We start from the raw sequence: 23746 nt of genomic DNA on the forward strand, positions 1-23746 counted from the left end.
TCCGGGAAGTGCCCCGCCGGCCAATGCAAGCAACGGGGCCTGTATCCATGACATCCCATTCCCATACACCGCCTGACCGGCGTTACGCCGCCTTCCGCCATCGCTCCTTCCTGAGCTATTGGGCGGCGCGTTTCCTGACCACCTTCGCCAGCATGATCGTGTCCGTCGCCGTCGGCTGGCAGATCTATGATCTGACGCGCGATCCCTTCGATCTCGGCATTGTCGGCATCGTCCAGTTCCTGCCGTCGCTGCTGCTGGTGCTGGTCACCGGCGTTGTCGCCGACCGTTTGGGCCGCCGCCTGATCATGGCGCTGGCGACGGTAGTCGAGGCAGGTTGTGCGCTTGTCCTGTTGTACTTCACGCTGCGCGGTCTCGTCAGCCCGCTGCCGATCTTCATCGTGCTGGCTATGTTCGGCCTGGCGCGCGCTTTTTACGGACCGGCCTCGTCGTCGCTGTTCGCCAACCTTGTTCCGCCGGAAGATTTCGGCAATGCGATCGCCTGGAACTCGTCCGCCTGGCAAACGGCGACCATTGTCGGCCCGGTCGCCGGCGGCCTGCTCTATGGCGTCTCGGCCGAAGCCGCTTACGCCGTTGCCTCCGTGCTGATGCTGGTGGCCGGTCTGCTGATCTTCACCATTCCGAAACCGGCCCAGCAGAGCGCCACCGACAAGCCGACGATGGAGACGCTGTTTGCCGGCTTCCGATACATCTGGAGCGAGAAGATCGTCCTGGGCGCCATCTCGCTCGACCTCTTCGCCGTGCTTCTGTCCGGTGCCTCGGCGCTGCTGCCGGTCTATGCCCGCGATATTCTGGAACTCGGCCCGTGGGGCCTCGGCCTGCTGCGCTCGGCGCCCGGCATCGGCGCCATCTGTGTCGCGGTCTGGCTTGCCGGGCATCCGCTGCGCGACAGTGCCGGCAAGATCATGCTCGGCTTCGTCGCCGGGTTCGGCGCCTTCACCGTGCTGTTCGGCGTCTCGACCATCACCTGGCTGTCGATCCTGGCCCTTGCCGGCCTCGGCGCCACCGACATGTTCAGCGTCTATATCAGGGAGACGCTGATCCAGCTGTGGACACCCGACGAGGTGCGCGGCCGCGTCAACGCCGTCAACCAGGTCTTCGTCGGCGCCTCCAACGAAGTCGGCGAGTTCCGCGCCGGCACCATGGCGGCGCTGATCGGCACCGTGCCGGCGGTGGTGATCGGCGGCGTCGGTGCGATTGCCGTCGCCGGACTGTGGGCGGTGCTGTTTCCGCAACTGCGAAGGGTGCGGCATCTCAACAGCCGCAACTGATCGAGTAAGCCGCAGGATCCGGCGCTCGGTCCAAATCAGCTTGCGCCGATGACGGCTGAGATGGGCCGGAAGCGGATGGGCCGGTTCTGGGCGAACTAGCCAGATGGCGGGGCAGCCACAGGGTGGACATTTCAGTCCATATGGAAAATGATTATGTTGCCATGCACAATACTGCAGTGCTCTGGTCTCGACGAGAAACCTTAAATATAGAAGAGAACCACCCGACCTCCGGGTCCAGCTAGCGGGGACGCAAATGGACACTTCAGGGAATCGGCAATCGCATCGCGACGCAAGCGGGCGACCCAGCCGATCGGTCGGCTGGCTGGCCCGCTCCGCCGTCCCAGTGGCATTCCTGCTCGGCATGGCTTTCAGCAGCAACGCGTTTGCGCAGGACCAGCAACTGCCGGTGGTGACGGCGGCCAAGCCGGTGGTGCGTGAAATCGTCGAAGACGATGAGTTCGTCGGGCGCTTCGAAGCCGTCGACGAGGTCGCCATCCGTTCGCGCGTCAGCGGCTATCTGGACAAGATCAGCTTCCAGGACGGCGCACTGGTCAACAAGGGCGACCTGCTCTTCACCATCGACCAGCGTCCGTACCAGGCGGCCTACGATGCCGCCAAGTCGCAAGTAGACGTCGCCAAGTCCCTGCTCGAATTCTCCAAGATGCAGCTGGATCGCGCCGATGAACTCGCCAAGACCGGCAATATCTCGGCCGCGACGGTCGACGACCGTCGGCGGGAATACCTTTCGGCGCAGGCGCAGATGCAAGGCGCGACGGCTGCGCTGACGACGGCCAACCTGAACCTGGAGTTCACCGAGATCAAGGCGCCCTTGTCCGGCCGCATCGACCGCCGGCTGGTGTCGGTCGGCAACCTCGTGCAGCCGGATTCCACCTTGCTGACGACTATCGTCACACGCGATCCGATCGACTTCTATTTCGACGTCGATGAGCGCCTGTATTTCAGCTACGCCCGCGACGCGAAGGAGCGCGGCGGCAGCATGCAGGAAGGCGCCGGCGGGCTCGAGGTGGTGGTTCGCGTCGCCGACCGCGCGGAGGCGGTATTCAAGGGCAAGCTCGATTTTGCCGAGAACCGGATCGACAACGCGACCGGCACCATGCGGGTGCGTGCAAGGTTTGCCAACGCCGACGGCGTTCTCCAGCCAGGCATGTTCGGGCGCATCAACGTGCCGGGGTCGCTGCCGCATAGCGGCGTCCTGGTGCCCGACGAGGCGGTCGGCGCCGATCAGGATCGCCGCATCGTGTACCTGGTGGATGAGGCCGGGATGGTGTCGGCGAAGCCCGTGCGCACCGGCCCGCTTCTCGACGGCTACCGGGTGATCCGCGCGGGCCTGACCGGCGACGAGACGATCATCGTCAACGGGCTGATGCACGCCAGGCCCGGCACCAAGGTGAAAGTCGAGATGGTGACGTTGCCGCCCAAGGTCGAGACCGCCGGGTTGCAGCAATGAGGTTCGCCCATTTCTTCGTCGACCGTCCGATCTTCGCATCGGTGGTTTCGATCGTCCTCCTGATCCTCGGCGGGATTGCTTATACCCAGCTGCCGATCGCGCAATATCCCGAGATCGCGCCGCCGACCATCGTCGTTCGCGCCCAGTACCCGGGCGCGGACGCCGAGACGGTCGCAGCGACGGTGGCAACGCCGATCGAGCAGGAGATCAACGGCGTCGAGGGCATGCTTTACATGTCGTCCTATTCGTCCGGCGACGGGGCGATGGCGCTGACCATCACCTTCAAGCTAGGCACCGATCTCGACCAGGCACAGGTGCTGGTACAGAACCGCGTCTCGGTCGCCGAGCCGCGCCTGCCCGAAGAAGTCCGCCGCCTCGGCATCACCACAATCAAGAGCTCGCCCGACCTGATGATGGTCGTGCACATGCTGTCGCCCGACAATACCTACGACCAGCTCTACGTCTCGAACTACGCCCGCTCGCGGGTGCGCGACATATTGCTCAGGTTGGACGGCGTTGGCGACCTCATCATCTTTGGCGAACGCGAATATTCGCTGCGCATCTGGCTCGATCCGGAAAAACTGTCCGCCCTGGGGATGACCTCGGGCGATGTGGTGCAGGCGCTGCGCGACCAGAACGTCCAGGTGTCGGGCGGCTCCATCGGCGCGCCGCCGACCAATACCGGCACGGCGTTCCAGTACACGGTCACCACGCAAGGCCGCTTCAACGACGCACGGGACTTCCGATACGTGATCGTCAAATCGGCCGAAGACGGCCGCCTGATCCAGCTGCAGGACGTGGCGCGCATCGAGCTCGGCGCCAAGGATTACGTCACCAACTCCTATCTCAACGGCAAACCGGCGGTGGCGCTCGCCATCTTCCAGCGGCCAGGCACCAATGCGCTCGCCGCAGCCGCGGAGATCCAGGACAAGATGAAGGAGCTTTCCCAGGACTTCCCGAAGGGATTGAGCTACGACATCGTCTACAATCCGACCGAGTTCGTCGCCGAGTCGATCCAGGAGGTCTACAAGACGATCCTCGAGGCGATGGTTCTGGTCATCATCGTCATCATCGTCTTCCTGCAATCGTGGCGCATGGCGATCGTGCCGATCGTGGCGATCCCCGTGTCGCTGATCGGCACGCTGGCGGTGCTTTACGCCGCCGGCTTCTCCCTCAACATGCTGACGCTGTTCGGCCTCGTGCTGGCCATCGGCATCGTCGTCGATGATGCGATCGTCGTGGTCGAGAACGTCGAGCGAAATATCGCCAGCGGGCTGGCGCCCAATCCGGCGTCGCATCTGACCATGGACGAAGTCGGAACGGCGGTCATCGCGATCTCGCTGGTGCTGATAGCGGTGTTCGTGCCGACGGCCTTCATTCCCGGCATTTCCGGGCAGTTCTACCTGCAGTTTGCGATCACCATCGCGGTGTCGACGGCGATCTCGGCATTCAATTCCCTGACGCTCTCGCCGGCGCTGGCCGCGCTGCTGTTCAAGCCGCACCACACTGCTGCGGCGCCGCCGCGCTTTTTCCTGGCGCGGTTCGGACGGGCGCTCGCCGACGGCTTCAATCGCGGCTTCGACAAGGTCGCCCATTGGTATTCGAGCATCGTGCGCGTGTTGGTCGGCTCGCGGATAGCGATCGCCGCCACGCTGGCCGTTTTCGCGGCCCTCATCTACGCCACGGTCTATATGGTTCAGACGGTGCCGCGCGGTTTCATTCCGTCGCTCGACCAGGGCTATGCGATCGTCGTCGTCCAGTTGCCGGACGGCGCCTCGCTATCGCGGACCGATGCCGTCATCCAGCAGGCGTCGCAGATCATCCAGAAAACGCCGGGCGTCGACTACGCGGTCGCCTTCGCCGGCTTCTCCGGTGCCACCTTTACCAATGCCAGCAACGCGGGCGTGATCTTCGCCAGGTTCAAGCCGTTTGACGAGCGACTGGAAGCCGGCCAGTCCGCGACCCAGGTCATCGGCAATTTGTTCGGCAGCCTGCAAAGCATCAAGGAAGCCTTCATTATCGCACTGCCGCCGCCGCCGATCCGCGGCGTCGGCAATGCCGGCGGCTTCAAGCTGCAGATCCAGGAGCGCAACAGCGCCGACATGCGGCAGATCCTGGCGCTTGCCTATGAAATTGCCGGCAAGGCCAACAAGACGGCGGGGCTGACCGGCGTGTTCACCACCTTCTCCGCGTCCAGCCCGCAATTCTTCCTGGCGATCGATCGCGACAAGGCGCGCATCCTGAACGTGCCGATCCCCAACATCTTCGAGACGCTGTCGATCAATCTGGGCACCGCCTACGTCAACGACTTCAACGCTTTCGGGCGCGTCTACCAGGTGCGCGCGCAGGCCGACCAGGCGTTCCGCCTCGATCGCGCCGACATCTTGAAACTGAAGGTGCGCTCGGCGACCGGCGCGCTGGTTCCGCTGGGCACGTTGATCGAGATCCGCGACGTCACCGGCCCGGCGCTGGTCCAGCGCTACAACATGTACGTCTCCGTGCCGCTGCAGGGCAACGCCGCGCCCGGTGTTTCCACCGGCGATGCGCTTGCCAAGATGGAAGCGATCACGGCACAGACGTTGCCGGCCGGTACCTCCTACGAATGGACCGAACTCGCCTATCAGGAGCGCAACACCGGCAATGCCGCTGTCTATATCTTCGGACTGTCGGTGCTGTTCGTGTTCCTGGCGCTGGCGGCGCAATATGAAAGCTGGGTGCTGCCGTTCGCCATCGTGCTGGTGGTGCCGCTCGGCGTGCTCGCGGCGTTGCTCGGCGTGTCGTTCCGAGGGCTGGACAACAACATCCTCGTGCAGATCGGCCTCATCGTGCTGATCGGGCTTGCCGCCAAGAACGCGATCCTGATCGTCGAGTTCGCGCGGCAGGCCCAGGAACGCGGCCTGTCGGCGGCCGAGGCTGCCGTCGAAGCCTGCCGGCTCAGGCTGCGGCCGATCCTGATGACCGCCTTCTCGTTCATCCTCGGCGTCGTGCCGCTGATGATCGCGACGGGCCCGGGCGCGGAAATGCGCCAGTCGCTCGGCACCGCGGTGTTCTCCGGCATGCTGGGCGTCACTTTCGTCGGCCTGTTCCTGACGCCGGTGTTCTACGTCACGCTCAGGTCGCTGTTCTCACGGCGCAAGCCGCATGCCGAGGCCGAGTCTTCGGCACCGGCAGAGGTGCCGTCCGAGACGGCCGCCGAGTAGTGTTACACGGGCAGTTCGTGGCGCTGCCGACTATTTCGTTTTGGTGTTGAATTCACGGTTTGCAGCATAGTCGATAGTGAAGGTGCCCGCAGGAGCGCGAACGCCCTGCTTCACGTTGGATATGGTGACTGTCGAGGTAAGGCCCCTCTCGTCAGTCAGGGTCCATCTCCGTAGATCCAGCGATTCCCTGTCAAACGCCATAGTGATATTCGAATTGCCGAAGGCCGACTTGTCGGCCAGCCTGATGATCACCTGGGCGCCATCGTCCCTGATACTTTTGAGGCGATTGCCGGAAAAGTTGACCTGATTGTCGAGGAGCAGCTTGAGCGGCGTCTTCGAGAGAGCATAAAGCCGCGATGTCTTGAGCTTCTTGTTATAGACCACCAAGGATTTTCCATCTGCAATTACGCTGACCCCTGATTGGCCTGCATAGTTGAACCGGATCTTGCCCGGCCGCTGGAGGAAAAATTTCCCTTTGGTCCTTTCCGCTCTTGGGCCCGACTGGACAAAGTCCCCGGACATGGACTTTACCGATGAGAAGTGATCGGCAATCGTCTTCGCTTCTACAGGTGCGGCCAACGCCGCGGTCGAAAGTTCGGCGTTTATCGCGACAGCGCTGACAACGGCTAACCGGAAAGCCAGCAGTCTTTTGCTGTTATATGCCATTCAGTTATCCTACCCCGAGCAGGCGCGTGATCGAAAGAGATCACGCGCCTTTGAGATCAGTAGCCGTCCGGGCACTGAGCAACGTAAACTCGACCGTTCCGACCGCGATATCTGCACTGGCCGGCTTCGCTGGCGTGCCCGATGACCGCCCCGGCCAGCGCTCCGACCGCACCGCCAACAACCGCCCCTTTTACCGGGTCGCCGGCCACTGCTGCGCCTACAGCTGCGCCACCCAAACCACCGACGGCAGCGCCTTGTTCGGTGCGGGAGCATGCCGCGAGCGGAATGAGTAGGCTTAAAATGAGCAGCGTCTTCTTCATTGGTTCTCTCCTGGGGCCGTTATTAGCCGAAGCTTAAATGCGCCACGGAGTTTTTCGATCCATCGGAGTGTTTGGGGCGCAATCCAAATCTGCGGGAACGGGCTAAGGTCCCGGATCCATCGTACACGCCTCCCAGAGGTAAGTCGTCTTTGGGCAAGCTCGGCCGTTCAGAGTAGTTGGATTTTGCTCAATCCCTCAGTAGGCTTGCCGAAGATCAGGCTCAAAAATTCGCTCAGCCAGCGCTTGAGGTGCATATCCCAGATCAGCCGGCCGCCGAGATGGTCGCGGCCGGGCTGCGCGCCGGGCAATTCGAAACGGTGCGCGCCGCGCACCACCCAGCGCTGCATCATCAACCGGGTCAGTTCGCCATGGAACTGGATGCCCCAGGCATTGTCGCCATAGCGAAAAGCCTGGTTGGGGTAGGTTTCCGCCGTCGCCAGCAGCGTCGCATCCCTGGGCAGCGAAAAGCCTTCGCGGTGAAACTGGTAGACCATGTCGGGCCAAGGCAGCAGTTTCTTGCCGGCTTCGGTCGGCTTCAGCGGATACCAGCCGATCTCGACCAGCCCCTCGCCATGCCCCTCGACCTTGCCGCCGAGATGATTGGCCAGCATCTGCGCGCCAAGGCAGATGCCGAGGAAGGGCCGGTTCTCCTTTAGCGGAACAGTGAGCCAGTTGGTCTCGCGGCGGACGAACTCATCTTCGTCATTGGCGCTCATCGGCCCGCCGAACACCACGGCGCCGGCGTGTCCCTCGAGCGTCTCCGGCAGGCTGTCGCCGAGAGGCGGCCGGCGGATGTCGAGGTCGAAACCTTCCTCGAGCAGCATGTGGCCAACCCGGCCGGGGCTCGAAGTCTCCTGATGCAGCACGATCAGGATTTTTGGTTTCGAGCTCGGTCTGGGCGGCATGGAAAGGCGGAATCCTATTCGTCGCTCGACGTTCCGCTGGCGCCGGGCGCGGCGGCCGCCGCCTTGCGGCGCGCCTCGACGCGGTCGTGGCGCTCGACGCCGATCAGTTCGGCGACGCGCCAGACGGTGTTGTCCTCCAACTCGTGCAGTTCGCCATCGGCATAGACGATTTCCCACATCAGGCCGATGAAAGCCTTGCGCGCCTCGGCGTCGAGATGGCGCTTCAAGACGCTGGTGAAGGCATAGAGGTCGATCGCCTCATTGTCGGCGCGCTCGCCGGCGGCAGCCAACGCATCGAGTTCGTCGCCGCTGATCGAATAGCTCTGCGCCAGCACCTGCTTGAACCGCTCCCACTCGACATCCTGGCGCACGCCGTCGGCATTCATCACATGATAGAGCAAAGCCGACGCCGCAACGCGCGGATCGTCCGCATTGGCGCGAGCCCCAGCCCCGGAGGGCAGGTCTTTCAGAAAGGCCAGGACGCGTTCGAACATGGTGCTCACTTCACTTTATTAGAGCATGATCTTTTCCAAAAACCGGTATCCACTTTTTGGGATCATGCTTCAGGGATCAAAACAGGCGGAAGCGGCGCGGTGACTTCTCCGCTTCGTCATCGGGGTCGACGCCGGGGTCGTCGGGCAGCCGCGCCAGTTCCTCGGCAGGTTCGACGGGTTCGGCGTCGTTTGGTATTGCGGCGAAAGCGGCGGCGGTGACCGGCGTGACCTGGTCATCGCCCACAGCGGGCTTCGGCTCGGTCGGCGCCTCGCTGATCGTCTTGGCAACGGCGGGATGATCGATCACTTCGGCTTCCTTTGTCGGCTTGGCGGGTGCCGCAAGCACCGGCACATCGGCTTCGTCTTCATGGCTGTCGATGAGCTGGCCCAGCCGCTCCATCGGTGCGCGCCAGGCGAAAGCGTCGAGCTTGCCGCTGACCGGCGATACCGGCGCCCAGCGTTCGGAGACGACGGCGTCGGCGACCCAGGCCGGATCGCGCGGCGCCCTGACCGCCTTGGACAGCAATTGCCTGATCTTGCCCTGGTCGCCGGTCTCTGCCTCCTCGATATCGGCCAGCAGCAGGTAAGCGCCTTCCCGGCGATCCATGCGGATCGCGGCTTCCGCCTCGCGGCGGGCGGTGGAAAAATCCTGCGCATCGAGCGCGGCGCGCGCCACCGTCATTGACGATTCGGCATTGTTGCGCTTCAGCTCCTGCAGCTTCTTCGCCCGGTTGAGACGATCGACCACGGCATCTCCCGGCCTTGCATGGGTGTAGAGCTCGGCGATCTCGGGATGCGGCTCCGCCTTCCAGGCTGCCTCAAGGATCTTCGAGCCTTTGCGCACATCGTTCTGTTTGAACAGAAGATTGGCGGCTGCAACCGCGGCCGGCGCGAAATCGGGCGCGAGCTTGTTTGCCTCGAGTGCCGCTGCCTTGGCTGCATTGGGGTCGCTATCGGTCAGCGCCTGCGCCTTGGCGGTCAACAGCACAGCGCGGCGGCGATTGGCGGCGTCGCGTTCGATCTGCCTGGTCGACTTCTGCGCCTCCACCAGCTTCAGCGCGCCGTCCCAGTCGCCGCGCCCGGTCAGATCTTCCAGCGTCGATTCGGCGGCCCAAGCCAGTTGCGGTGCGACGGAAGCGGCGCGCCCGGCATAGTGACGCGCCGCGTTGCGGTCGCCGAGCCGTTCGGCTTCGAGATAGAGCCCGCGCAGGCCGAGCAGCCGCATTTCGGGGTCGTCGAGCATGGCCTCGAATTTTTCGCGCGCGCCCTCATGGTCGCCTTCGAGCAGCGAGGCTTGCGCTTCGAGCAGCTGGATCAGCGGCTCCTGGTCGGAGCGGATCAGTTTGGCGGCTTCCTTGGACTTCTTGCGGGCCAGCGCGCCATCGCCGGCGCCGGCTGCGATCATGCCGGTCGACAGCGCCTGATAGCCACGGTCGCGGCGGCGGACGCGGAAATAGCGCGAGATCGTGTACGGGCTGTTCCACAGCGACTTGATCAGCCACCAGACGATCATCACCGCTGCGACGACGGCAACGATCGCCACCGCCGCCACCATCAGGCTGACCTGGTATTGGTAACCGTTGAAGGTGACGACCATCTCGCCGGGACGATCGGCCAGCCAGGCAAAGCCGAGGCCGAGCGCGAAGACGGCGGCGAGAAAGATGAGAATGCGGATCATCGTGTCGTCCTCATGCCTTCATCGCACCTGCAATCAGCGCGTCGACCTGCGTCTCGACGTCGATGCGCGCCTTCAGTTTGCCGGCAAAGTCGGCGCCGGCAGCCTTGACTGGATCCGGCAGCGTTGCGTATTCGCTGAGCGCCTTGGCGTAGTCGCCCTGATTGACCGCCACTTCGATGCGCGCCACGGTTTCCGGCGCGCCGGCGCCTTCGACGGCGCCGATCGGCCGAACCTTGACCAGCGATTCGGCGCTCGACAAAAGGTTCTGGAAGAAGCCGGCATTTTCATCGACCGGCGTCGCCGCCGCGACCATCGCATTGGCCGCGGCATCGGCCTCGCCGGCGATCTCGGTGCGGGTCGGGACGCCCTTTTCAGCGTAGGGACGCAGCGCCGCAATCTGCGGTGCATCGGGCGAGATCGCTGCGAAGGTCTCCAACTCGGCGGCGAACGGCGCGCCGCGGTCAAGCGCCGCCTTCAAGGCCGAAGCGGCGATGGCCATCGCGATCTTTGGCTGCGAGGCCTGCGCATCGACCTTGCCGGCGAGCTGCGTCACCGACTGCTCCAGCGCGGCGATCTTGCCTTCCTGCGTCTTGGCTGCCTCACCGGCCGATTTCACCAGTGCGTCGAGGCCCGCCAGTCTTTCATTGAGCGGCGCGAGATCGACGGGCGCTGCACCACCGGCCTGGCCAAGGGCGGCAACCGCCGTCTCGATCTGCTTGACCTTGTCGCCAAGCGCTGCAAGCCCGGCATTGTCGCCGGCGCCGCCCTTTTCGACCGCCGATTTCAGCGATGCGACATCGGCCTTGACCTGATCCAGCGCCGAAGACAGCCCGTCGACCTTGGCGGTTGCGGCGCTATTGCCGCTGGCTTCCCTGAGGTCGGCGATTTCGCGCTTCAGCGAAGCGATCTCGCCATTGACGCCGTCGAGCGAGACCGTGCCCGCCCCTGAGCCCGGAGCGCCAAGCATGCCGGCAAACTGCAGCCCGCCGGCGGCAGCCAGCGCGATGACACCGCCGATGATGCCGGCGGCAATGCCGCTCGTGCGCTTCGGTTGCGCGGCCATGGGCTGGTTCCCGGCTGTTCTTGGGGTTTCCTTGGGTGCACCCGGCTTGGGCGAGGCATCCTCGAAATTGTAGTCGGAGGTTCTGGCGCGCGGTGGCGCATCCGAAGCGGTGGGATAAGGCTGCTCCGCCTGGGTGAACGCCTTGGCATCGGCGCTTTCGGGAGCGGCCTGCGCCGCGGCGTCGGAGTGCTCCCACGGCTCGAGATCGGCTTGATCGGCATGAACGGGCTCGTCAGGCGTCTCCGGCTGCGCATTGGCCATGGCAGCCGCATCCTCGGCCGCAACCGATTCTGCCGGGCCCCCGACGTCATCCGAGTTGGCGACATCCGTCTTGGCGGCATCCGCATCGGCAATGCGCGAGACAGCGCCGGGTTCGAGTTCGATGGTCACCGGCTCGCGGCGGCTTTTCGAATGTCGCATCTTCGGCGTCTTGACCATGCCTGGGCTCCGCAATCCTGCTTCGTCTGGGCGCCCGACGGCGCGTGATGGTTTGAAAAATGGTCTAGCACATCATCATCAGGTGAAAAGGGGCGGCGTGATGACACGGGGCTCAGTCGCCGCGGTGCAACAGCTCAAGCAGCGCCTCCTCCTGCGGTTCCCGCGCCATGCGTATTTTTTTGCCGGCGGCATTGTCAAATGCCGCTGCCACGCGCTCGGAGAGCGCAAAAGCCTGCATGTTTTCAAAGAGATCGCGCAGCCCCGCCCGGTTGGTCAAGGCCTGCAACGCTGCCGCCGCCTTGGCTGAATAGAGCAGCACCGCGTCGACCGCCTGATCGGACAGGCGTGCACGGATTTCATCATCGGAATAATCGAGCGAAATCGTGTCGTAGGTTTCGACGGTGCGGACCTCGACGCCGGCCTTTCGCAGCCGCGCCTCGAATGCCGGAAACCGCACGCGCCCTGTGAGATAGACGACCGCCTTGCCGGAAAGGCCGGCAGCAATCGCCTCGGCCAGCCGCTCGGCGTCGCCCGCCCCTTCGCTGACCGACAAGAACCCTGTCGAACGTGCCGCTTCAGCCGTCCTGCGTCCGACGGCATGGCAAGGCAAGGCGGCGAGCGCACGAATGAGTTCTTTCGGCGCATGCCGCACCGCATTTGCGCTGGTCACAGCGACGGCCACGGCATTGTCGCTCGCAGCATCGGCGCCAACCCGCAGTGTCACCGTTTCGGTCAGCGGCAGAAGGAGCGGCTCAAATCCCAATTCCTGCAGCCGCCGCATGGTTCGCGACGCCCCAGGTTGCGGCCGCGTCACCAGGACACGCATATCAGACCCAGCCGTCGAAGAAGGTTTCGCCCGCTTTGACCCGCACCATCCTGGCCGCGTCCGTGCCGATGTCAGCGGCATCCAGCGCCAAGCCTTCGGCCTTGACCTCATGCGATTGCGTGCCATCGGGCGAAATGATCAGCCCGGCGAAAACCAGCCTGCCGCCCGATATCGTCGCATAGCCGGCGATCGGCGTGCGGCAGGAGCCATCGAGCGCCGCCAAGAAGGCGCGCTCACAGGCCAGCGCCTGGCCTGTCGGCACATCATGGATGGCCACCAGCATCTTTTCGACCTCGCTGTCGCCGATGCGGGTTTCGATGCCGATTGCGCCTTGTCCCGGCGCCGGCGGAAAAGCATCGAGCGGCATCAGATCGGTGACGACATGGCCGAGCCCGAGCCGCTTCAGCCCGGCATAAGCGAGGATCGTGCCTTCGGCGACGCCTTCCTCCAGCTTGCGCAGCCTGGTCTGCACATTGCCGCGGAACATGACCACGTCTAGGTCCGGCCGCATGCGCCGGATCAGCGCCTGACGCCTGAGCGAAGACGACCCGACCTTGGCGCCTTGCGGCAAATCAACAATGCGCTCCACCGCCTTGCCGATGAAGGCGTCCCGCGCATCCTCGCGCGGCAGGAAGGCGGACAGCTCCAGCCCGACCGGCAGCACTGTCGGCATGTCCTTGGAGGAATGCACGGCGATATCGATCGTGCCGGCCAGCAGCGCCTCTTCGATTTCCTTGGTGAACAGGCCCTTGCCGCCGGCTTCCGACAGCGGCCGGTCCTGGATGCGGTCGCCGCTGGTCGAAATGACGACGACCTCGAAGGCTTCCGCCGGCATGCCATGCGCTTCCATCAGCCGCGCCTGCGTCTCATGCGCCTGGGCGAGCGCCAGCGGGCTGCCGCGTGTTCCTATTTTCAAAGTTTGCATGGCGCGCGGTCCGTGATAACCCCCGGCTGGCTTTGCGTTTCCGGCGCTCTCCCTTGCGAGGCCCGCCTCTACTAACTAGGAAAGTCCGGCGACACAATCTCTGGAGACAGCGACGAATTGATCCGCGTTCTGGGCATTGAGACGAGTTGCGACGAGACCGCCGCCAGCGTGGTGACGCTGGACGGCGATTCCGTGCCGGTGATTGCGTCCAACATCGTGCTCAGCCAGATCGAGGAGCACGCCGCCTTCGGCGGCGTCGTGCCGGAGATCGCCGCGCGCGCCCATGTCGAGGCGCTGGACGGCATTGTCGAGGCCGCTCTTGCGGATTCGGGCGTAGCCCTGGCCGACATCGACGCCATTGCCGCTACTGCCGGCCCCGGCCTGGTCGGCGGGCTGATCGTCGGCCTGATGACGGCCAAGGCGATTGCAGCGGCCGCCGGCAAGCCGCTGATCGCCATCAACCATCTCGAAGGCCACGCACTGACCGCAAGGCTGACCGACGGGCTCGATTTTCCCTATCTGCTGCTGCTGGTTTCCGGCGGCCACACCCAGATCGTCGCCGTGCGCGACGTCGGCGACTACCAACGCTGGGCGACGACCATCGACGACGCGCTCGGCGAAGCTTTCGACAAGACGGCCAAAATGCTCGGCCTGCCCTATCCCGGCGGCCCGAATGTCGAAAAGGCGGCAATCTCGGGCGATGCGACGCGATTTGCCTTTCCACGGCCGATGAAAGGATCTGCGCAGCCCGATTTCTCCTTCTCCGGCCTCAAGACCGCGGTGCGCCAGGCGGCGACCGCCATCCAGCCGCTGAGCGAGCAGGATGTCGCCGACATCTGCGCCTCGTTCCAGGCGGCGGTAGCCGATGCGCTGGGCGACCGCGTGGCCCGCGCGCTTGCCCGCTTCCGTGACGAATTTCCGGACAAGGCCAAGCCGGCGCTGGTCGTTGCCGGTGGCGTCGCCGCCAACAGAGCGATCAAGGCGACGCTGCAGAAGCAGTGCGCCGAGGCCGGCTTCGCCTTTGTCGCGCCGCCGCTGAAGCTTTGCACCGACAATGCGGCGATGATCGCCTGGGCCGGGATCGAGCGGTTGCGGGCAGGCCTGTCGCAAGAGAACGGCTTCGATTTCGTGCCGCGTTCGCGCTGGCCGCTGGACAGCATTTCGGCGCCGATGGTCGGCTCCGGCCGGCGTGGAGCGAAAGCATGAGCGCCGGCAACACAAGCGGCAGGGACAGAACCGGCTGGCGCGTCGCCGTGCTCGGCGGCGGCGCCTGGGGCACGGCGCTGGCGCTGGCGATGCTGCGCTCCGGTCACGATGTGCGGCTCTACGCCCGCGACGAAGAGACGGTTTCCGTGATCCGCCGCGGCGAGAACCCGCGTTATCTCCCCGGCATCGCCATTGAAACAGGCATTGCGGCGACGAGCGATATCGGCACGGCCCTGACCGATGCCGATTGCGCGCTGGCCGTGGCGCCGGCGCAGGCGCTGCGCGCCATGCTGACGACGGCAAAGCCCCATATGCCGAAAGGCATCCCGCTGGTTCTCTGCGCCAAGGGCATTGAGCGCGACACCGGCGCGCTGCTGTCGGCGATCGTTGGTGAGATCCTGCCCGAAACCCCGGTTTCGGCCCTGTCCGGTCCCAGCTTTGCCGCCGATGTGGCCAAGGGTCTGCCGACCGCTGTCGTGGTTGCTGCACGCGACGACGCCTTGGCGGCCGAGCTTGCCTCGCGCTTTTCGGCGCAGAATCTGCGCTGCTATTCCAGCGACGATTTGATCGGCGTCGAGATTGGTGGCGCTTTGAAGAATGTCTTCGCCATTGCCGCTGGCGCCGTCACCGGCGCCGGGCTCGGCGCCAGCGCGCAGGCCGCCATGGTGACACGCGGCTTCGTCGAACTGCGCCGCATCGGGGCGTCCTTCGGCGCCAAGCCGGAGACGCTGATGGGGCTTTCCGGCCTCGGCGACCTTTTGCTCACCTGCTCTTCGGCCCAGTCGCGCAATTTCGCCTATGGGCTGGCGCTGGGGCAAGGTAAGCCCTTGTCCGGACTGCCGCTCGCCGAAGGCGTGCCGACGGCGGCGATCGCCGCCCGCATCGCCACCGAGCGCGACATCGACGCGCCGATCATCGCTGCGGTGTCGGCGATACTGGACGGCACGATCACCATTCGGCAGGCTGTCACGGCATTGATGACCCGGCCGCTGAAGACCGAAACCGGTATTTAATTGTAAACTCCCGTAAACAGCTCGGCATTGTCCCCGCCAGGCACGATGCGGTTTTCATAGTCACCTTCCGGCAGCAGCAGTGCCTCGGCTGGACCGTTGCGCAGGACAACGTCGCTGGTACCTGCCTCCAAGGATAGGGGCGAAGAATGCGAGGTGCCGTTTATCTCGACCTCGCCGTCTGCAAGCTCCCCGCTGGTCGTGTACAGGCTGTATCGTCCGGCGACAGGCACCTTGAAAACGACCGGACGACCGGAATAGAGGCGACGACCAGCCATTCTGATGTTGGGAGCGATCTGGACGTAGCTGTCGCGGATGAGAGGCGCGATGACGGTATCGATCAAATCCAGGCGATATGACCAGAGGACCATCTTGGGCGGGGAATCCGAGAGAACTTTGTAGGCTTCCGATTGCCTGCCTTCCTGCAATGTTTTCAAGACATAATGCTGGTCGAGCCAGAGTGTGGAGGGCTCCTGTCGATTGGGCAGCATGGCGATGCCGTCGAAATACTTCTCATCCGGTGCGAGCAAAGATTCCGCGCGCGAGACCAGTTCAAGCTGGGTCTGATTGTTGAGGCGTAGGTAAACGACATTGCTCGCGTAGCTCATGGCGATGGCTGTGATCAGCACCGCGAGGACAGGAACCCGGTAGCGCGCGTGGGTTGCGGTGCTGTCGAGAAGCTCCAACGACCAGAGCGCAACGAACGGCAACGCCATGATGAAGACATAAGGCCAGGGCTGGTCGTGCGTGAATACCAGCACCGTGATGACGAGTGAAAAGATCAGCGCAATTCGCCTTCGACCATCGAGTTTCATGATCCGCATCAGTGACAGGGCCAAACCGGAGAAACAGATCCCGTAAAGAAGGGCGTTCCGCGCCAGTGTCTGTAACACGAACTGCCTCAGTCCCCCGTAGTCACCGCCTCCACGCGTCGCAATCTCGACCGGGCCAAGTATAAGGTTTTTGGCCGCGAGAACAGGGGCGCCTCCACCGAAGATCAAGCAATAGACCATTATCGGAACGGCCCATCCAAGCACGAGCCACCCTCCGCGAACCGCCCCTGTTGCGTAGCGCCTCATCAAGGCTGCGTCAGCAACAAGGCCGATGCCGAGCGCAACGTTGAAGTAGACCGATTTCTGAGTGATGACGAAGGCAAGGCCACTTAGCATGCCGGCGGCAACAAGCTGCCTTGCCCTCAACCCAGGTGCGCGCAGGACAACCAGCAACGCCGCCACGGCGAAGAACACTGCCGGCGGTTCGGCGATGGTACGAAAGATGCGCTCCATGAAATTCGAAAAGCACAGGAGAACGAGGACGATCGTCAAAGCGCGCACGCGATCCTCGCCCAGAGCGCGAGCGCATGCGTAGATCAAAGAGATCGTCCCGCAGGCCAGCAACGCAGTCTGCATGCGGCCAGCAAGCAGAATCGACGTGGCATTCCAGCCGATCAGATGAGCAATCTCATAAAAAGCCGCATAGCCGACCGCCTTGGGATGCCAGATCGTATCGAACAGGCCGTTGGAGAAATATTTCGCCCATCCGAGTTGGACGAATTCATCCATGACGAAGCGGATGTTCCAAGCCAGAACGAACAGCAAGATGATCTTGAGTGCGATCAGGATATGCAGAAAAGTTGTTGTTGGGCGCTGCCCGAGAGCGAACAGCTTGTTTGGTCCCGGCTCCTGCGTATTCAAGACAACCCCCTCGATCGTGCCCAGGCAGACCAGCGCCAGGCGTGCTGCCTCGCTGGGCACAACGCCCTTCATCCTCAGACAACAACTTCGAGGCCGGCAGCTCCGCTTGGCGAAGCATGGTTCCACCGCGGTTAATTTTCCGAGACTGTGCGGAACTGAAGCCGTCGCGCTTCGGATTCTTGCAGCGCTCCGCTCCAGCCTGTCTATACGCAGCGGACTTTAGCCGCTGTTAGCCTTTTGCTTGTTAAGAAGGGTTATGTTCAAACACGGCAGCCAGCCTTCTGCGACAATGCGGAGGCTTGAAAGGACATCGCGTGCTACAACCCAAGATGGCATCGGGCCTCGTCTGCCCAGTCTGCTATTCCAGGCTTGGCACAAGCCCGGTTGCCCTGACCTGCGAATCTTGCCCTGCCCCCTATCCCGTGCACAAAGGCATTCCGTTCTTTGTCGAGTCGCCGGTGAGGGAGGGCTTCGACGCGAGCTTCCATGAAGAGGCGTATGCCGGTACCAGTACGCGCGCCCGTCTCTACAATTCGCTCAAGCAGGTCATCACCAGCGAATATTCACCGCACGACACGCTGAATTCGTTTCTTGCCTCGATACCTCAGGACTCAATGATCGTTGAGTTCGGCTCCGGCGCACGGCGCGTCCGCCCCGATGTTCTCAACATTGACCTGTTCCCCACCCCGAACGTCGATCTGGTCGCGAATATCGAGCACACGCCGCTTGCGAGCGATTCCGTCGACGTCGTCATTCTGGACAGCGTGATCGAGCATGTTCCCAATCCGGTAGCGGTCGTCGATGAAGTGTTCCGTGTCCTGAAGCCGGGTGGGAAGCTGCTCTGCATCAACCCTTTCCTGTTCCCCTATCACGGCTATCCCGCCCACTACTGCAACTTCACAAAGGACGGGATCAAGCAGCTTCTCCAGCGGTTCGCAAGGGTAGAGGTCCAGACGCATCAAGGGCCGACAAGCGCGATCGTCAACATCCTGTCCGAATACATCGGCGTCGTTGTCGGTCGAGAGAACCGAACCCGCTACATGGTAGCGAAAGCCGCGATCCTGACGCTGACATTCCCGTTGAAGTTTATCGACAAATTTCTGGTCGATCGCCCGGAGAGTCACCGGATCGCCAGCATGCTCGGCACCATCGCGACCAAATAGCGTGTCGCTGACCAGCGCTTATCGCCAAGAGCAATTCCAGGAAAGTGTGATCGGTTTTCCCAGGAAAAGCGCGTAGCGCTTTCCCTTGGGAATTGCGCAAAAACAAAGAGATAGAGCGGTTCGCCGTTTCCGTGAAACGGTGAAACGTTCTAGCGACCCGCCAGGATCTACCCATCTGCTACCAGCTGAGCAGTTCACAATAATTCGGCCGGTCCGGTAACGCCGATGCTCTTTTTGCTGTGGGGAAATGCCGTCTTGCCATGGCCGTGAAGTCCGAGCGTGAAAATAGCACGACATGCTTGTCTCCGGTAATGTGCCGGTCCGCAAGAAGCGACAAGGTGGCGCGTATTCCACCAGGCTCGATGTCCTTCAAGATGATCTTCCGGCAGGCCCAGCGTTCGCAACTGTCGGCCAGCGATTTGAAGAATGCGTCGCGCCCATCGACCGGCACATGATGAATGACGTCGGAAATCGTCACAACATCAAAAGATCCCTGCACGCTGGAAAGGTCCGTGGCGGGCAGAAGTTCGACCTTCGCCCGATTTGCGTTGCTTAGAAAGGCACCGATTGAAGGTGCGAGATCGCACATCGTAACCGTTAGGTCGGGGCGCCGATCAAGCAACCGGTCGACGAGCGCTCCATCCCCGCCGCCGATATCCAAAACCCTCGCGCCGTTCGGCAATTCGCGATCGAGAAAATCCGCAATTACATTGAGATTGACGAAAACACGCCGGTAGATGTCTCCGACCGGCTTGAAATGACGGCCAAGAGCCCTGCGCATGATCTGTCCTGGCGGCAACATTCTCATTCCTCGTTTCCCGTGGTTGAGCGAGAGGATGTCGCCGGCAAGGTGACGGGCTTTAGATTGAACCGTGACAAGATAGCAAAATGCGCAACGACAACGTTCCAGATGAGCAACGCAACTGTGGCGATCGGAGACGCAATCGCAACGCCAAGGCCGAGGCATGAACAGAGAAGCACCATCATGGCTACCGAGATCGGATAGGCCGCAGCCACACCTGCCGCAAAACGCGCAAACGCTTTCAAGCGAAGTGGCTTGCCGAAGGTGAACCAGCTGTGCAGAGCGTATCCCGTAGGCATCACAGCCAGGAATGAAATCATGATGCCCAGCAGGTAATGCCCACCCAGCTGATCAACCGCAATCATGATGGCATTGTGCGCAATTGCGCATATCGCTCCCACCACAGTGTACCGCCATCCACGTTCCAAAAGCGGTCTTTCGTGAGCTCCGGCATGGTTGCTCTTGTCCACTTGGTCGTCGGCGATCCTGGCAGAGCTGAACATTGCCTCAGAACGCTCCTGTCAGTTTCGCGCGAAGCCGGCACATGACGCGCTCCAGCAATCGCGAATCGCGCAAGTAGCGCCTTAATCCCGTCGGCCCGAGCGACAGCATGGTGCGAGCCGCTCGAACCAAGGCCTTCAAGTCGCCGCCCGACGCAGCCGCCAGCGACACATTGACGCTGATCGATGCCCGAGCAGCAGATTCAATCTGGCGTCGGCTGCGCGCCGAAAGCCGGTACAGATGGCGCTCTAGGACAGTCTGCATTTGCGAACGGAATTCGTTCGCATCGCGCGATCCGGTTACGGTCAGCGAATCGCCATGAACCCGGAAGGCTGTGGTTATCTCTTTGTGATAAACGACAGATCCGGCAACAGCGAGCTTCGCCCACATATCCCAATCCGCCGTATACCAAAGCATCTCATCCATGCCCCCGCATGCCAGCCAAGCACTCCGACGAAAAATCGGAGCAGGCACAGACACGAAATTCTGTACGAGAAGCCGTTCCAGCAAGAATTCAGATTCGAGCACCTTTTCGGTTGGCAAGGGACAGTTCCAGCATCCCATTCGCCGGCCGTGGCGGTCAACGATCGCAGTCGGGGCTAAATGAAGCGCTGCTTCGGGTGCGTCCGCGAGCCAGCGTCGAGCGGCCTCAATGCGCCCGGGCAACCACAGGTCGTCTTGGTGGAGTATGCAGACATAATCGGCGGCGGCTAGCTCAACGCCCAGGTTGGTCTTCGACTGCCAAGGCCCGAGATCTTTTCGCCGAAGCAGCCGGAACGCCGGCCGGTAGAGGAATCGCTCGACAATGGCAGCTGTGGCGTTCGTCGGGCTGCTGTCGATAATGATTATCTGCAGGTCGCCAGTCAGCTCCGCAGCAAGTGAATCAAGTGTCGCTCCAATCCATGCCGCCCCGTCATGGACAGGCATGACGACCGACAGAAAAGGCTTTTCGGCTGCGCGGCTTACGGCTTGAATTTCCGCTCGCGAGGCTGCTGAAGGGTTAGAACTCATGTCTGGCGCTCAATGTATCAAGCAGCAACTTGAGCACGAAGCCAGATAGCACCATGGACATGCCGGCCACGCAGATAGTGGTGACCACAAAGGTCTGATGCACTGATTGCTCCATGGGGCCACCGACAAAAATCCAATGTAGCGCCAGTGCCACGTCCGCCGCGAAGCCAGCTGCCGCGAGTACGCCACCGGAAAAAACCAGCCATTCCAAAGGGCGACCGCGCGTCAGCCATGACACAATTCGACCGCTGTAGACCGGATGGTAGATGGCGATTGCCACCTTTGCCAGCATACCGAACAGGATCGCTGAAAGGCCAATCAACGTCGCCATAGCCGAGAGCGCGACGAAGTGAATTCCGAAGTACCATCCACCGATGCGAACAGGTCCGGCAGCGAGAACTGCAAGGCCGGCAATGCCAGTGATCAGCAAGGTCAGCCCAGGCACGAGATACATGGTGTCCGGCGCGTGAGCAATAATGAGCCGCAAATGGCGCCAACCGTCGCGGAAGGAACGCAGATGCGGGGCGCGGTTTCGCTTGTCGGGGTAGAGCTTGATCGGCACTTCACGAATGGTGAGCCCAGCGCGATGCGCATTGATGATCATTTCCGAGGCGAATTCCATTCCCGGCGAGCGTGCGCCGATTTTCTGAAATGCCTCTCGAGTGAAGCCGCGCATGCCGCAATGGAAGTCGCGAATCGGAGATTTGTGCAGCCAGCGAGCGATGGTGGACAGGACGGGATTGCCCAGGTAGCGATGCAGTAGCGGCATGGCGCCCGGCTCGATACCGCCGGCGAACCGATTGCCCATGACAAAGTCCGCACCCAATTCCAACGCATCGATGAAATCGCCCAATTGGCTCCAGTCGTAGGAATCATCGGCATCGGCCATGATGAGATATTTGCCCTCGGCCGCTTCAACTGCAGCGCTGATTGCCGCGCCATAGCCCTTTACCGGCTGATGGACGACCCGCGCTCCCAACTGTTGCGCAATCTCCACCGACCTGTCCGTGGAGCCATTATCGCCGACGACGACTTCCCCCTTGACGCCGCGCCTCAAGAAGGCATCGAAGGCTTTGCGAATGCAAATGCCAATCGTCAATTCTTCGTTCAGGCAAGGAATAATTGCAGAGACGAGAACGCGCTCGGTCTCCATGCTGACCGTGAAAGCAGGCGTGGCGTCGTCGATCCTGACTGTCGTGTCCCCCGCGATGCTCTCCATTGCGTCCTCTATTCAGGCGTTCTGGAAGAACCAGCCCATCCCCACAACTGACCCGCTGGGAGCGTATCATATCGAAAATTGATTATCTTTGACTTACGAAATATCCAGTGGCGTCTTTATAAGCAGCAATCGCAAAGGCCAGGCGCTCTTTTTTCGCAATGCAGCGCTGTTGCCTGTGTCTGCTCTTTCGGGCGAAGCGATATCGTCTGTGACTTTCATCAAACTCATGTGGATCCATCATTTCAATGCCTTGGCCTTGAGCGGGGCGGAGATCCATCGCGACAGATCATTTGGCATTGACCCGAAGGCACCATAAAAGCAAAAACGCGGTTTCGGCAGTTCAAGGCGAACTTTAGTCGCAATCCCAACCCGGAGTTTCGAAAGCATGCTGTTTGCGTTGATTTGCAAGGACAAGCCCGGCAGCCTGCAGGTGCGGGTCGATACGCGGCCGGTGCACGTCGCCTTTCTCGAAGGCCTGAACGCCGACAACAAACTGGCCTTTGCCGGCCCGTTCCTCGACGCCGAAGGCAAGCCCAACGGCAGCCTCGTCGTCGTCGAAGCGCCCGATCTCGCCGGTGCGCAGGCGCTGTCGGCTGCCGACCCTTATGCCAAGGCCGGGCTGTTCGAAAGTGTCGAAATCCGCCAGTGGAACTGGACCTTCAACAAGCCGGCGGCTAGTTAGTTCCGGCGGCGCCTAGAGCGATCCCAGGAAAAGTGTGTAACGGTTTTCCGTCCGGAATTGCGCAAAAATAGTAGTTGGAGCAAAGACATGAACTACTGGCTGTTCAAATCCGAACCTTCGGTCTTCTCCTTCGAGGCGCTGAAGGCCAAGGGCAAGGCCGGCACGCAGTGGGACGGCGTGCGCAACTATGCAGCGCGCAACAACATGAAGGCGATGCAGATCGGCGATCTCGGCTTCTTCTATCACTCCAATGAAGGGCTGAACGTCGTCGGCATTGCCGAGGTCTGCAGGCTTGCCCACCCCGACAGCACCACCGACGATCCGCGCTGGGAATGCGTCGACATCCGAGCCTTCAAGGATGTGCCGAACCCGCCGACGCTGGAACAGGTCAAGGCCAATCCGAAACTCGCCGAGATGGCGCTGGTGCGGCTTGGACGGCTTTCCGTACAGCCGGTGACGCCGGCCGAATGGAAGGAAGTCTGCCGCATGGGCGGCCTGACGCCGGCTCCGTGACGGCCCTCATGCCGAACAGCGCGAAAAAGTTCATTCTCGACAACACGGCGCTTATGTCGCCGCCGCATGTGCCGGAGATTGTGCTCAATCTTGCCGACGAAGCGCATGACCTCTGGCAGCGCACGGAGAACGAGCTGATCGAAATCGGCCTGCCGCCGCCGTTTTGGGCCTTTGCCTGGGCCGGCGGTCAGGGCCTTGCCCGTCACGTGCTGGACAATCCGTCGGATGTGCGGGGCAAACGCGTGCTCGACTTCGCCTCCGGCTCCGGCCTTGTCGCCATCGCCGCCGGCAAGGCGGGTGCGGCGCACGTGATCGCCGCCGACATCGACCCGTTCTGCGAAACGGCGGTCCGCCTCAACGCAAAGGCCAATGGCGTTGCCATCGACTTTTGCGGCACGGACTGCATCGGCACCGACGCCGGCTGGGACGTGGTACTGGCCGGCGACGTCTTCTACGACAAATCCTTCGCCGACACGCTGATGCCGTGGTTTTCGACACTGAAGGCGCGCGGCGCTGACATCCTCGTCGGCGATCCGGGCCGCTCCTACATGCCGAAGGCGGGACTGGAGCCGCTCGCCGTCTACGAAGTGGCGGTGACGCGGGCGCTGGAGGACGCCCTGGTCAAGCGCACCACGGTGTGGCGCTTCGCTTGACGGCATTGCCGAACAGGCGT

The 23746-nt window shown here is 62.7% G+C and carries 22 protein-coding genes; 9 read left to right on the top strand and 13 right to left on the bottom strand.

Annotated features, from left to right (window positions below; translation table 11 throughout):
• The first annotated feature begins 47 nt into the window (after positions 1–47).
• From NKI35_RS16975 to NKI35_RS16985, 3 genes are all read left to right on the top strand, one after another.
• Positions 48–1289, top strand: coding sequence for an MFS transporter (locus NKI35_RS16975; RefSeq protein WP_352740985.1), 1242 nt, complete (start codon positions 48–50; stop codon positions 1287–1289).
• Between the two features lie 361 nt (positions 1290–1650).
• Positions 1651–2757, top strand: a complete 1107-nt coding sequence (locus NKI35_RS16980; protein ID WP_023687741.1) for an efflux RND transporter periplasmic adaptor subunit — start codon at positions 1651–1653, stop codon at positions 2755–2757.
• Positions 2754–5957: an efflux RND transporter permease subunit gene (locus tag NKI35_RS16985; RefSeq protein ID WP_023745388.1), complete on the top strand. Its 3204-nt coding sequence runs from the start codon at positions 2754–2756 to the stop codon at positions 5955–5957. Before NKI35_RS16980 ends, NKI35_RS16985 begins: the two co-directional genes overlap by 4 nt.
• A gap of 30 nt (positions 5958–5987) precedes the next feature.
• Here the strand turns inward: NKI35_RS16985 and NKI35_RS16990 are convergent, their stop codons facing one another.
• From NKI35_RS16990 to hemC, 8 genes are all read right to left on the bottom strand, one after another.
• The gene (locus NKI35_RS16990; protein ID WP_352740987.1) at positions 5988–6623 is read right to left on the bottom strand and encodes a LolA family protein; all 636 of its coding nucleotides are present in this window, start codon (positions 6621–6623) and stop codon (positions 5988–5990) included.
• Between the two features lie 56 nt (positions 6624–6679).
• Complete coding sequence (locus tag NKI35_RS16995) at positions 6680–6943, bottom strand: YMGG-like glycine zipper-containing protein (protein ID WP_023670477.1); 264 nt, start codon at positions 6941–6943, stop codon at positions 6680–6682.
• Positions 6944–7110: 167 nt separating this feature from the next.
• The gene (locus NKI35_RS17000) at positions 7111–7848 is read right to left on the bottom strand and encodes a glutamine amidotransferase (protein ID WP_352740989.1); all 738 of its coding nucleotides are present in this window, start codon (positions 7846–7848) and stop codon (positions 7111–7113) included.
• Positions 7849–7862: 14 nt separating this feature from the next.
• On the bottom strand, positions 7863–8342 hold the full coding sequence (locus tag NKI35_RS17005) for a tellurite resistance TerB family protein (protein ID WP_023698391.1): 480 nt from the start codon (positions 8340–8342) through the stop codon (positions 7863–7865).
• A gap of 76 nt (positions 8343–8418) precedes the next feature.
• Entirely contained in the window at positions 8419–10020 is a 1602-nt protein-coding gene (locus NKI35_RS17010) for a heme biosynthesis protein HemY (protein WP_352740990.1), read from the bottom strand.
• 10 nt (positions 10021–10030) lie between these two features.
• On the bottom strand, positions 10031–11521 hold the full coding sequence (locus tag NKI35_RS17015; protein ID WP_352740992.1) for a COG4223 family protein: 1491 nt from the start codon (positions 11519–11521) through the stop codon (positions 10031–10033).
• A 112-nt stretch (positions 11522–11633) separates the two neighbouring features.
• On the bottom strand, positions 11634–12347 hold the full coding sequence (locus NKI35_RS17020; RefSeq protein ID WP_352740993.1) for a uroporphyrinogen-III synthase: 714 nt from the start codon (positions 12345–12347) through the stop codon (positions 11634–11636).
• 1 nt (position 12348) lies between these two features.
• Entirely contained in the window at positions 12349–13272 is a 924-nt protein-coding gene (hemC, locus tag NKI35_RS17025; RefSeq protein WP_023683914.1) for a hydroxymethylbilane synthase, read from the bottom strand.
• Between the two features lie 120 nt (positions 13273–13392).
• Here hemC and tsaD point away from each other — a divergent pair, with 120 nt between their 5' ends.
• Together tsaD and NKI35_RS17035 are read left to right on the top strand one after the other, a co-directional pair.
• Complete coding sequence (gene tsaD, locus NKI35_RS17030; protein WP_352741086.1) at positions 13393–14478, top strand: tRNA (adenosine(37)-N6)-threonylcarbamoyltransferase complex transferase subunit TsaD; 1086 nt, start codon at positions 13393–13395, stop codon at positions 14476–14478.
• Positions 14475–15491 (top strand): NAD(P)H-dependent glycerol-3-phosphate dehydrogenase, encoded by a 1017-nt coding sequence (locus NKI35_RS17035; RefSeq protein ID WP_352740995.1) that lies wholly within the window; start codon positions 14475–14477, stop codon positions 15489–15491. Before tsaD ends, NKI35_RS17035 begins: the two co-directional genes overlap by 4 nt.
• Here the strand turns inward: NKI35_RS17035 and NKI35_RS17040 are convergent.
• Positions 15488–17242: a DUF7056 domain-containing protein gene (locus NKI35_RS17040; RefSeq protein WP_352740997.1), complete on the bottom strand. Its 1755-nt coding sequence runs from the start codon at positions 17240–17242 to the stop codon at positions 15488–15490. The genes NKI35_RS17035 and NKI35_RS17040 overlap by 4 nt on opposite strands.
• Positions 17243–17511: 269 nt before the next feature.
• Here NKI35_RS17040 and NKI35_RS17045 point away from each other — a divergent pair, with 269 nt between their 5' ends.
• On the top strand, positions 17512–18345 hold the full coding sequence (locus tag NKI35_RS17045) for a methyltransferase domain-containing protein (protein WP_352740999.1): 834 nt from the start codon (positions 17512–17514) through the stop codon (positions 18343–18345).
• Between the two features lie 178 nt (positions 18346–18523).
• On the opposite strand, the gene NKI35_RS17050 is transcribed toward NKI35_RS17045, so the two are convergent.
• The 4 genes from NKI35_RS17050 to NKI35_RS17065 are packed head-to-tail and all read right to left on the bottom strand — an operon-like array spanning position 18524 to position 21878.
• Positions 18524–19153 carry a class I SAM-dependent methyltransferase gene (locus NKI35_RS17050; RefSeq protein ID WP_023705009.1) on the bottom strand — a complete coding sequence of 210 codons (630 nt, stop codon included), beginning with the start codon at positions 19151–19153 and terminating at the stop codon, positions 18524–18526.
• Entirely contained in the window at positions 19150–19650 is a 501-nt protein-coding gene (locus NKI35_RS17055; RefSeq protein ID WP_023737975.1) for a GtrA family protein, read from the bottom strand. The genes NKI35_RS17050 and NKI35_RS17055 overlap by 4 nt, the downstream gene beginning before the upstream one ends.
• Before the next feature lie 4 nt (positions 19651–19654).
• Positions 19655–20659, bottom strand: coding sequence for a glycosyltransferase (locus NKI35_RS17060; RefSeq protein WP_245260377.1), 1005 nt, complete (start codon positions 20657–20659; stop codon positions 19655–19657).
• A complete protein-coding gene (locus NKI35_RS17065; protein ID WP_352741002.1) occupies positions 20649–21878 on the bottom strand; it encodes a glycosyltransferase family 2 protein in 1230 nt (409 codons plus the stop codon). The genes NKI35_RS17060 and NKI35_RS17065 overlap by 11 nt, the downstream gene beginning before the upstream one ends.
• A gap of 385 nt (positions 21879–22263) precedes the next feature.
• Between NKI35_RS17065 and NKI35_RS17070 the strand changes: the two genes are divergently transcribed.
• From NKI35_RS17070 to NKI35_RS17080, 3 genes are all read left to right on the top strand, one after another.
• The gene (locus NKI35_RS17070) at positions 22264–22560 is read left to right on the top strand and encodes a YciI-like protein (RefSeq protein ID WP_023670486.1); all 297 of its coding nucleotides are present in this window, start codon (positions 22264–22266) and stop codon (positions 22558–22560) included.
• An 87-nt stretch (positions 22561–22647) separates the two neighbouring features.
• Positions 22648–23073: an EVE domain-containing protein gene (locus NKI35_RS17075; RefSeq protein WP_023737976.1), complete on the top strand. Its 426-nt coding sequence runs from the start codon at positions 22648–22650 to the stop codon at positions 23071–23073.
• Positions 23028–23726, top strand: a complete 699-nt coding sequence (locus NKI35_RS17080) for a class I SAM-dependent methyltransferase (RefSeq protein WP_352741004.1) — start codon at positions 23028–23030, stop codon at positions 23724–23726. The genes NKI35_RS17075 and NKI35_RS17080 overlap by 46 nt, the downstream gene beginning before the upstream one ends.
• The last annotated feature ends 20 nt before the right edge of the window (positions 23727–23746 follow it).

The sequence above is a fragment of the Mesorhizobium sp. M0676 genome, assembly GCF_040320535.1.
Classification (GTDB): domain Bacteria; phylum Pseudomonadota; class Alphaproteobacteria; order Rhizobiales; family Rhizobiaceae; genus Mesorhizobium.

What these genes read in the sequence shown, in the direction of transcription:
- NKI35_RS17020 (WP_352740993.1), bottom strand. Translation starts at nt 12,347, where the DNA reads ATGCGTGTCCTGGTGACGCGGCCGCAACCTGGGGCGTCGCGAACCATG.
- NKI35_RS17000 (WP_352740989.1), bottom strand. Translation starts at nt 7,848, where the DNA reads ATGCCGCCCAGACCGAGCTCGAAACCAAAAATCCTGATCGTGCTGCAT.
- NKI35_RS17015 (WP_352740992.1), bottom strand. Translation starts at nt 11,521, where the DNA reads ATGGTCAAGACGCCGAAGATGCGACATTCGAAAAGCCGCCGCGAGCCG.
- NKI35_RS16995 (WP_023670477.1), bottom strand. Translation starts at nt 6,943, where the DNA reads ATGAAGAAGACGCTGCTCATTTTAAGCCTACTCATTCCGCTCGCGGCA.
- NKI35_RS16975 (WP_352740985.1), top strand. Translation starts at nt 48, where the DNA reads ATGACATCCCATTCCCATACACCGCCTGACCGGCGTTACGCCGCCTTC.
- NKI35_RS17070 (WP_023670486.1), top strand. Translation starts at nt 22,264, where the DNA reads ATGCTGTTTGCGTTGATTTGCAAGGACAAGCCCGGCAGCCTGCAGGTG.
- NKI35_RS17055 (WP_023737975.1), bottom strand. Translation starts at nt 19,650, where the DNA reads ATGTTCAGCTCTGCCAGGATCGCCGACGACCAAGTGGACAAGAGCAAC.
- NKI35_RS17080 (WP_352741004.1), top strand. Translation starts at nt 23,028, where the DNA reads ATGGAAGGAAGTCTGCCGCATGGGCGGCCTGACGCCGGCTCCGTGACG.
- NKI35_RS16985 (WP_023745388.1), top strand. Translation starts at nt 2,754, where the DNA reads ATGAGGTTCGCCCATTTCTTCGTCGACCGTCCGATCTTCGCATCGGTG.
- NKI35_RS17035 (WP_352740995.1), top strand. Translation starts at nt 14,475, where the DNA reads ATGAGCGCCGGCAACACAAGCGGCAGGGACAGAACCGGCTGGCGCGTC.
- NKI35_RS16980 (WP_023687741.1), top strand. Translation starts at nt 1,651, where the DNA reads ATGGCTTTCAGCAGCAACGCGTTTGCGCAGGACCAGCAACTGCCGGTG.
- NKI35_RS17005 (WP_023698391.1), bottom strand. Translation starts at nt 8,342, where the DNA reads ATGTTCGAACGCGTCCTGGCCTTTCTGAAAGACCTGCCCTCCGGGGCT.
- NKI35_RS17010 (WP_352740990.1), bottom strand. Translation starts at nt 10,020, where the DNA reads ATGATCCGCATTCTCATCTTTCTCGCCGCCGTCTTCGCGCTCGGCCTC.
- hemC (WP_023683914.1), bottom strand. Translation starts at nt 13,272, where the DNA reads ATGCAAACTTTGAAAATAGGAACACGCGGCAGCCCGCTGGCGCTCGCC.
- NKI35_RS17075 (WP_023737976.1), top strand. Translation starts at nt 22,648, where the DNA reads ATGAACTACTGGCTGTTCAAATCCGAACCTTCGGTCTTCTCCTTCGAG.
- NKI35_RS17065 (WP_352741002.1), bottom strand. Translation starts at nt 21,878, where the DNA reads ATGGAGAGCATCGCGGGGGACACGACAGTCAGGATCGACGACGCCACG.
- NKI35_RS17060 (WP_245260377.1), bottom strand. Translation starts at nt 20,659, where the DNA reads ATGAGTTCTAACCCTTCAGCAGCCTCGCGAGCGGAAATTCAAGCCGTA.
- NKI35_RS17045 (WP_352740999.1), top strand. Translation starts at nt 17,512, where the DNA reads ATGGCATCGGGCCTCGTCTGCCCAGTCTGCTATTCCAGGCTTGGCACA.
- NKI35_RS16990 (WP_352740987.1), bottom strand. Translation starts at nt 6,623, where the DNA reads ATGGCATATAACAGCAAAAGACTGCTGGCTTTCCGGTTAGCCGTTGTC.
- NKI35_RS17050 (WP_023705009.1), bottom strand. Translation starts at nt 19,153, where the DNA reads ATGAGAATGTTGCCGCCAGGACAGATCATGCGCAGGGCTCTTGGCCGT.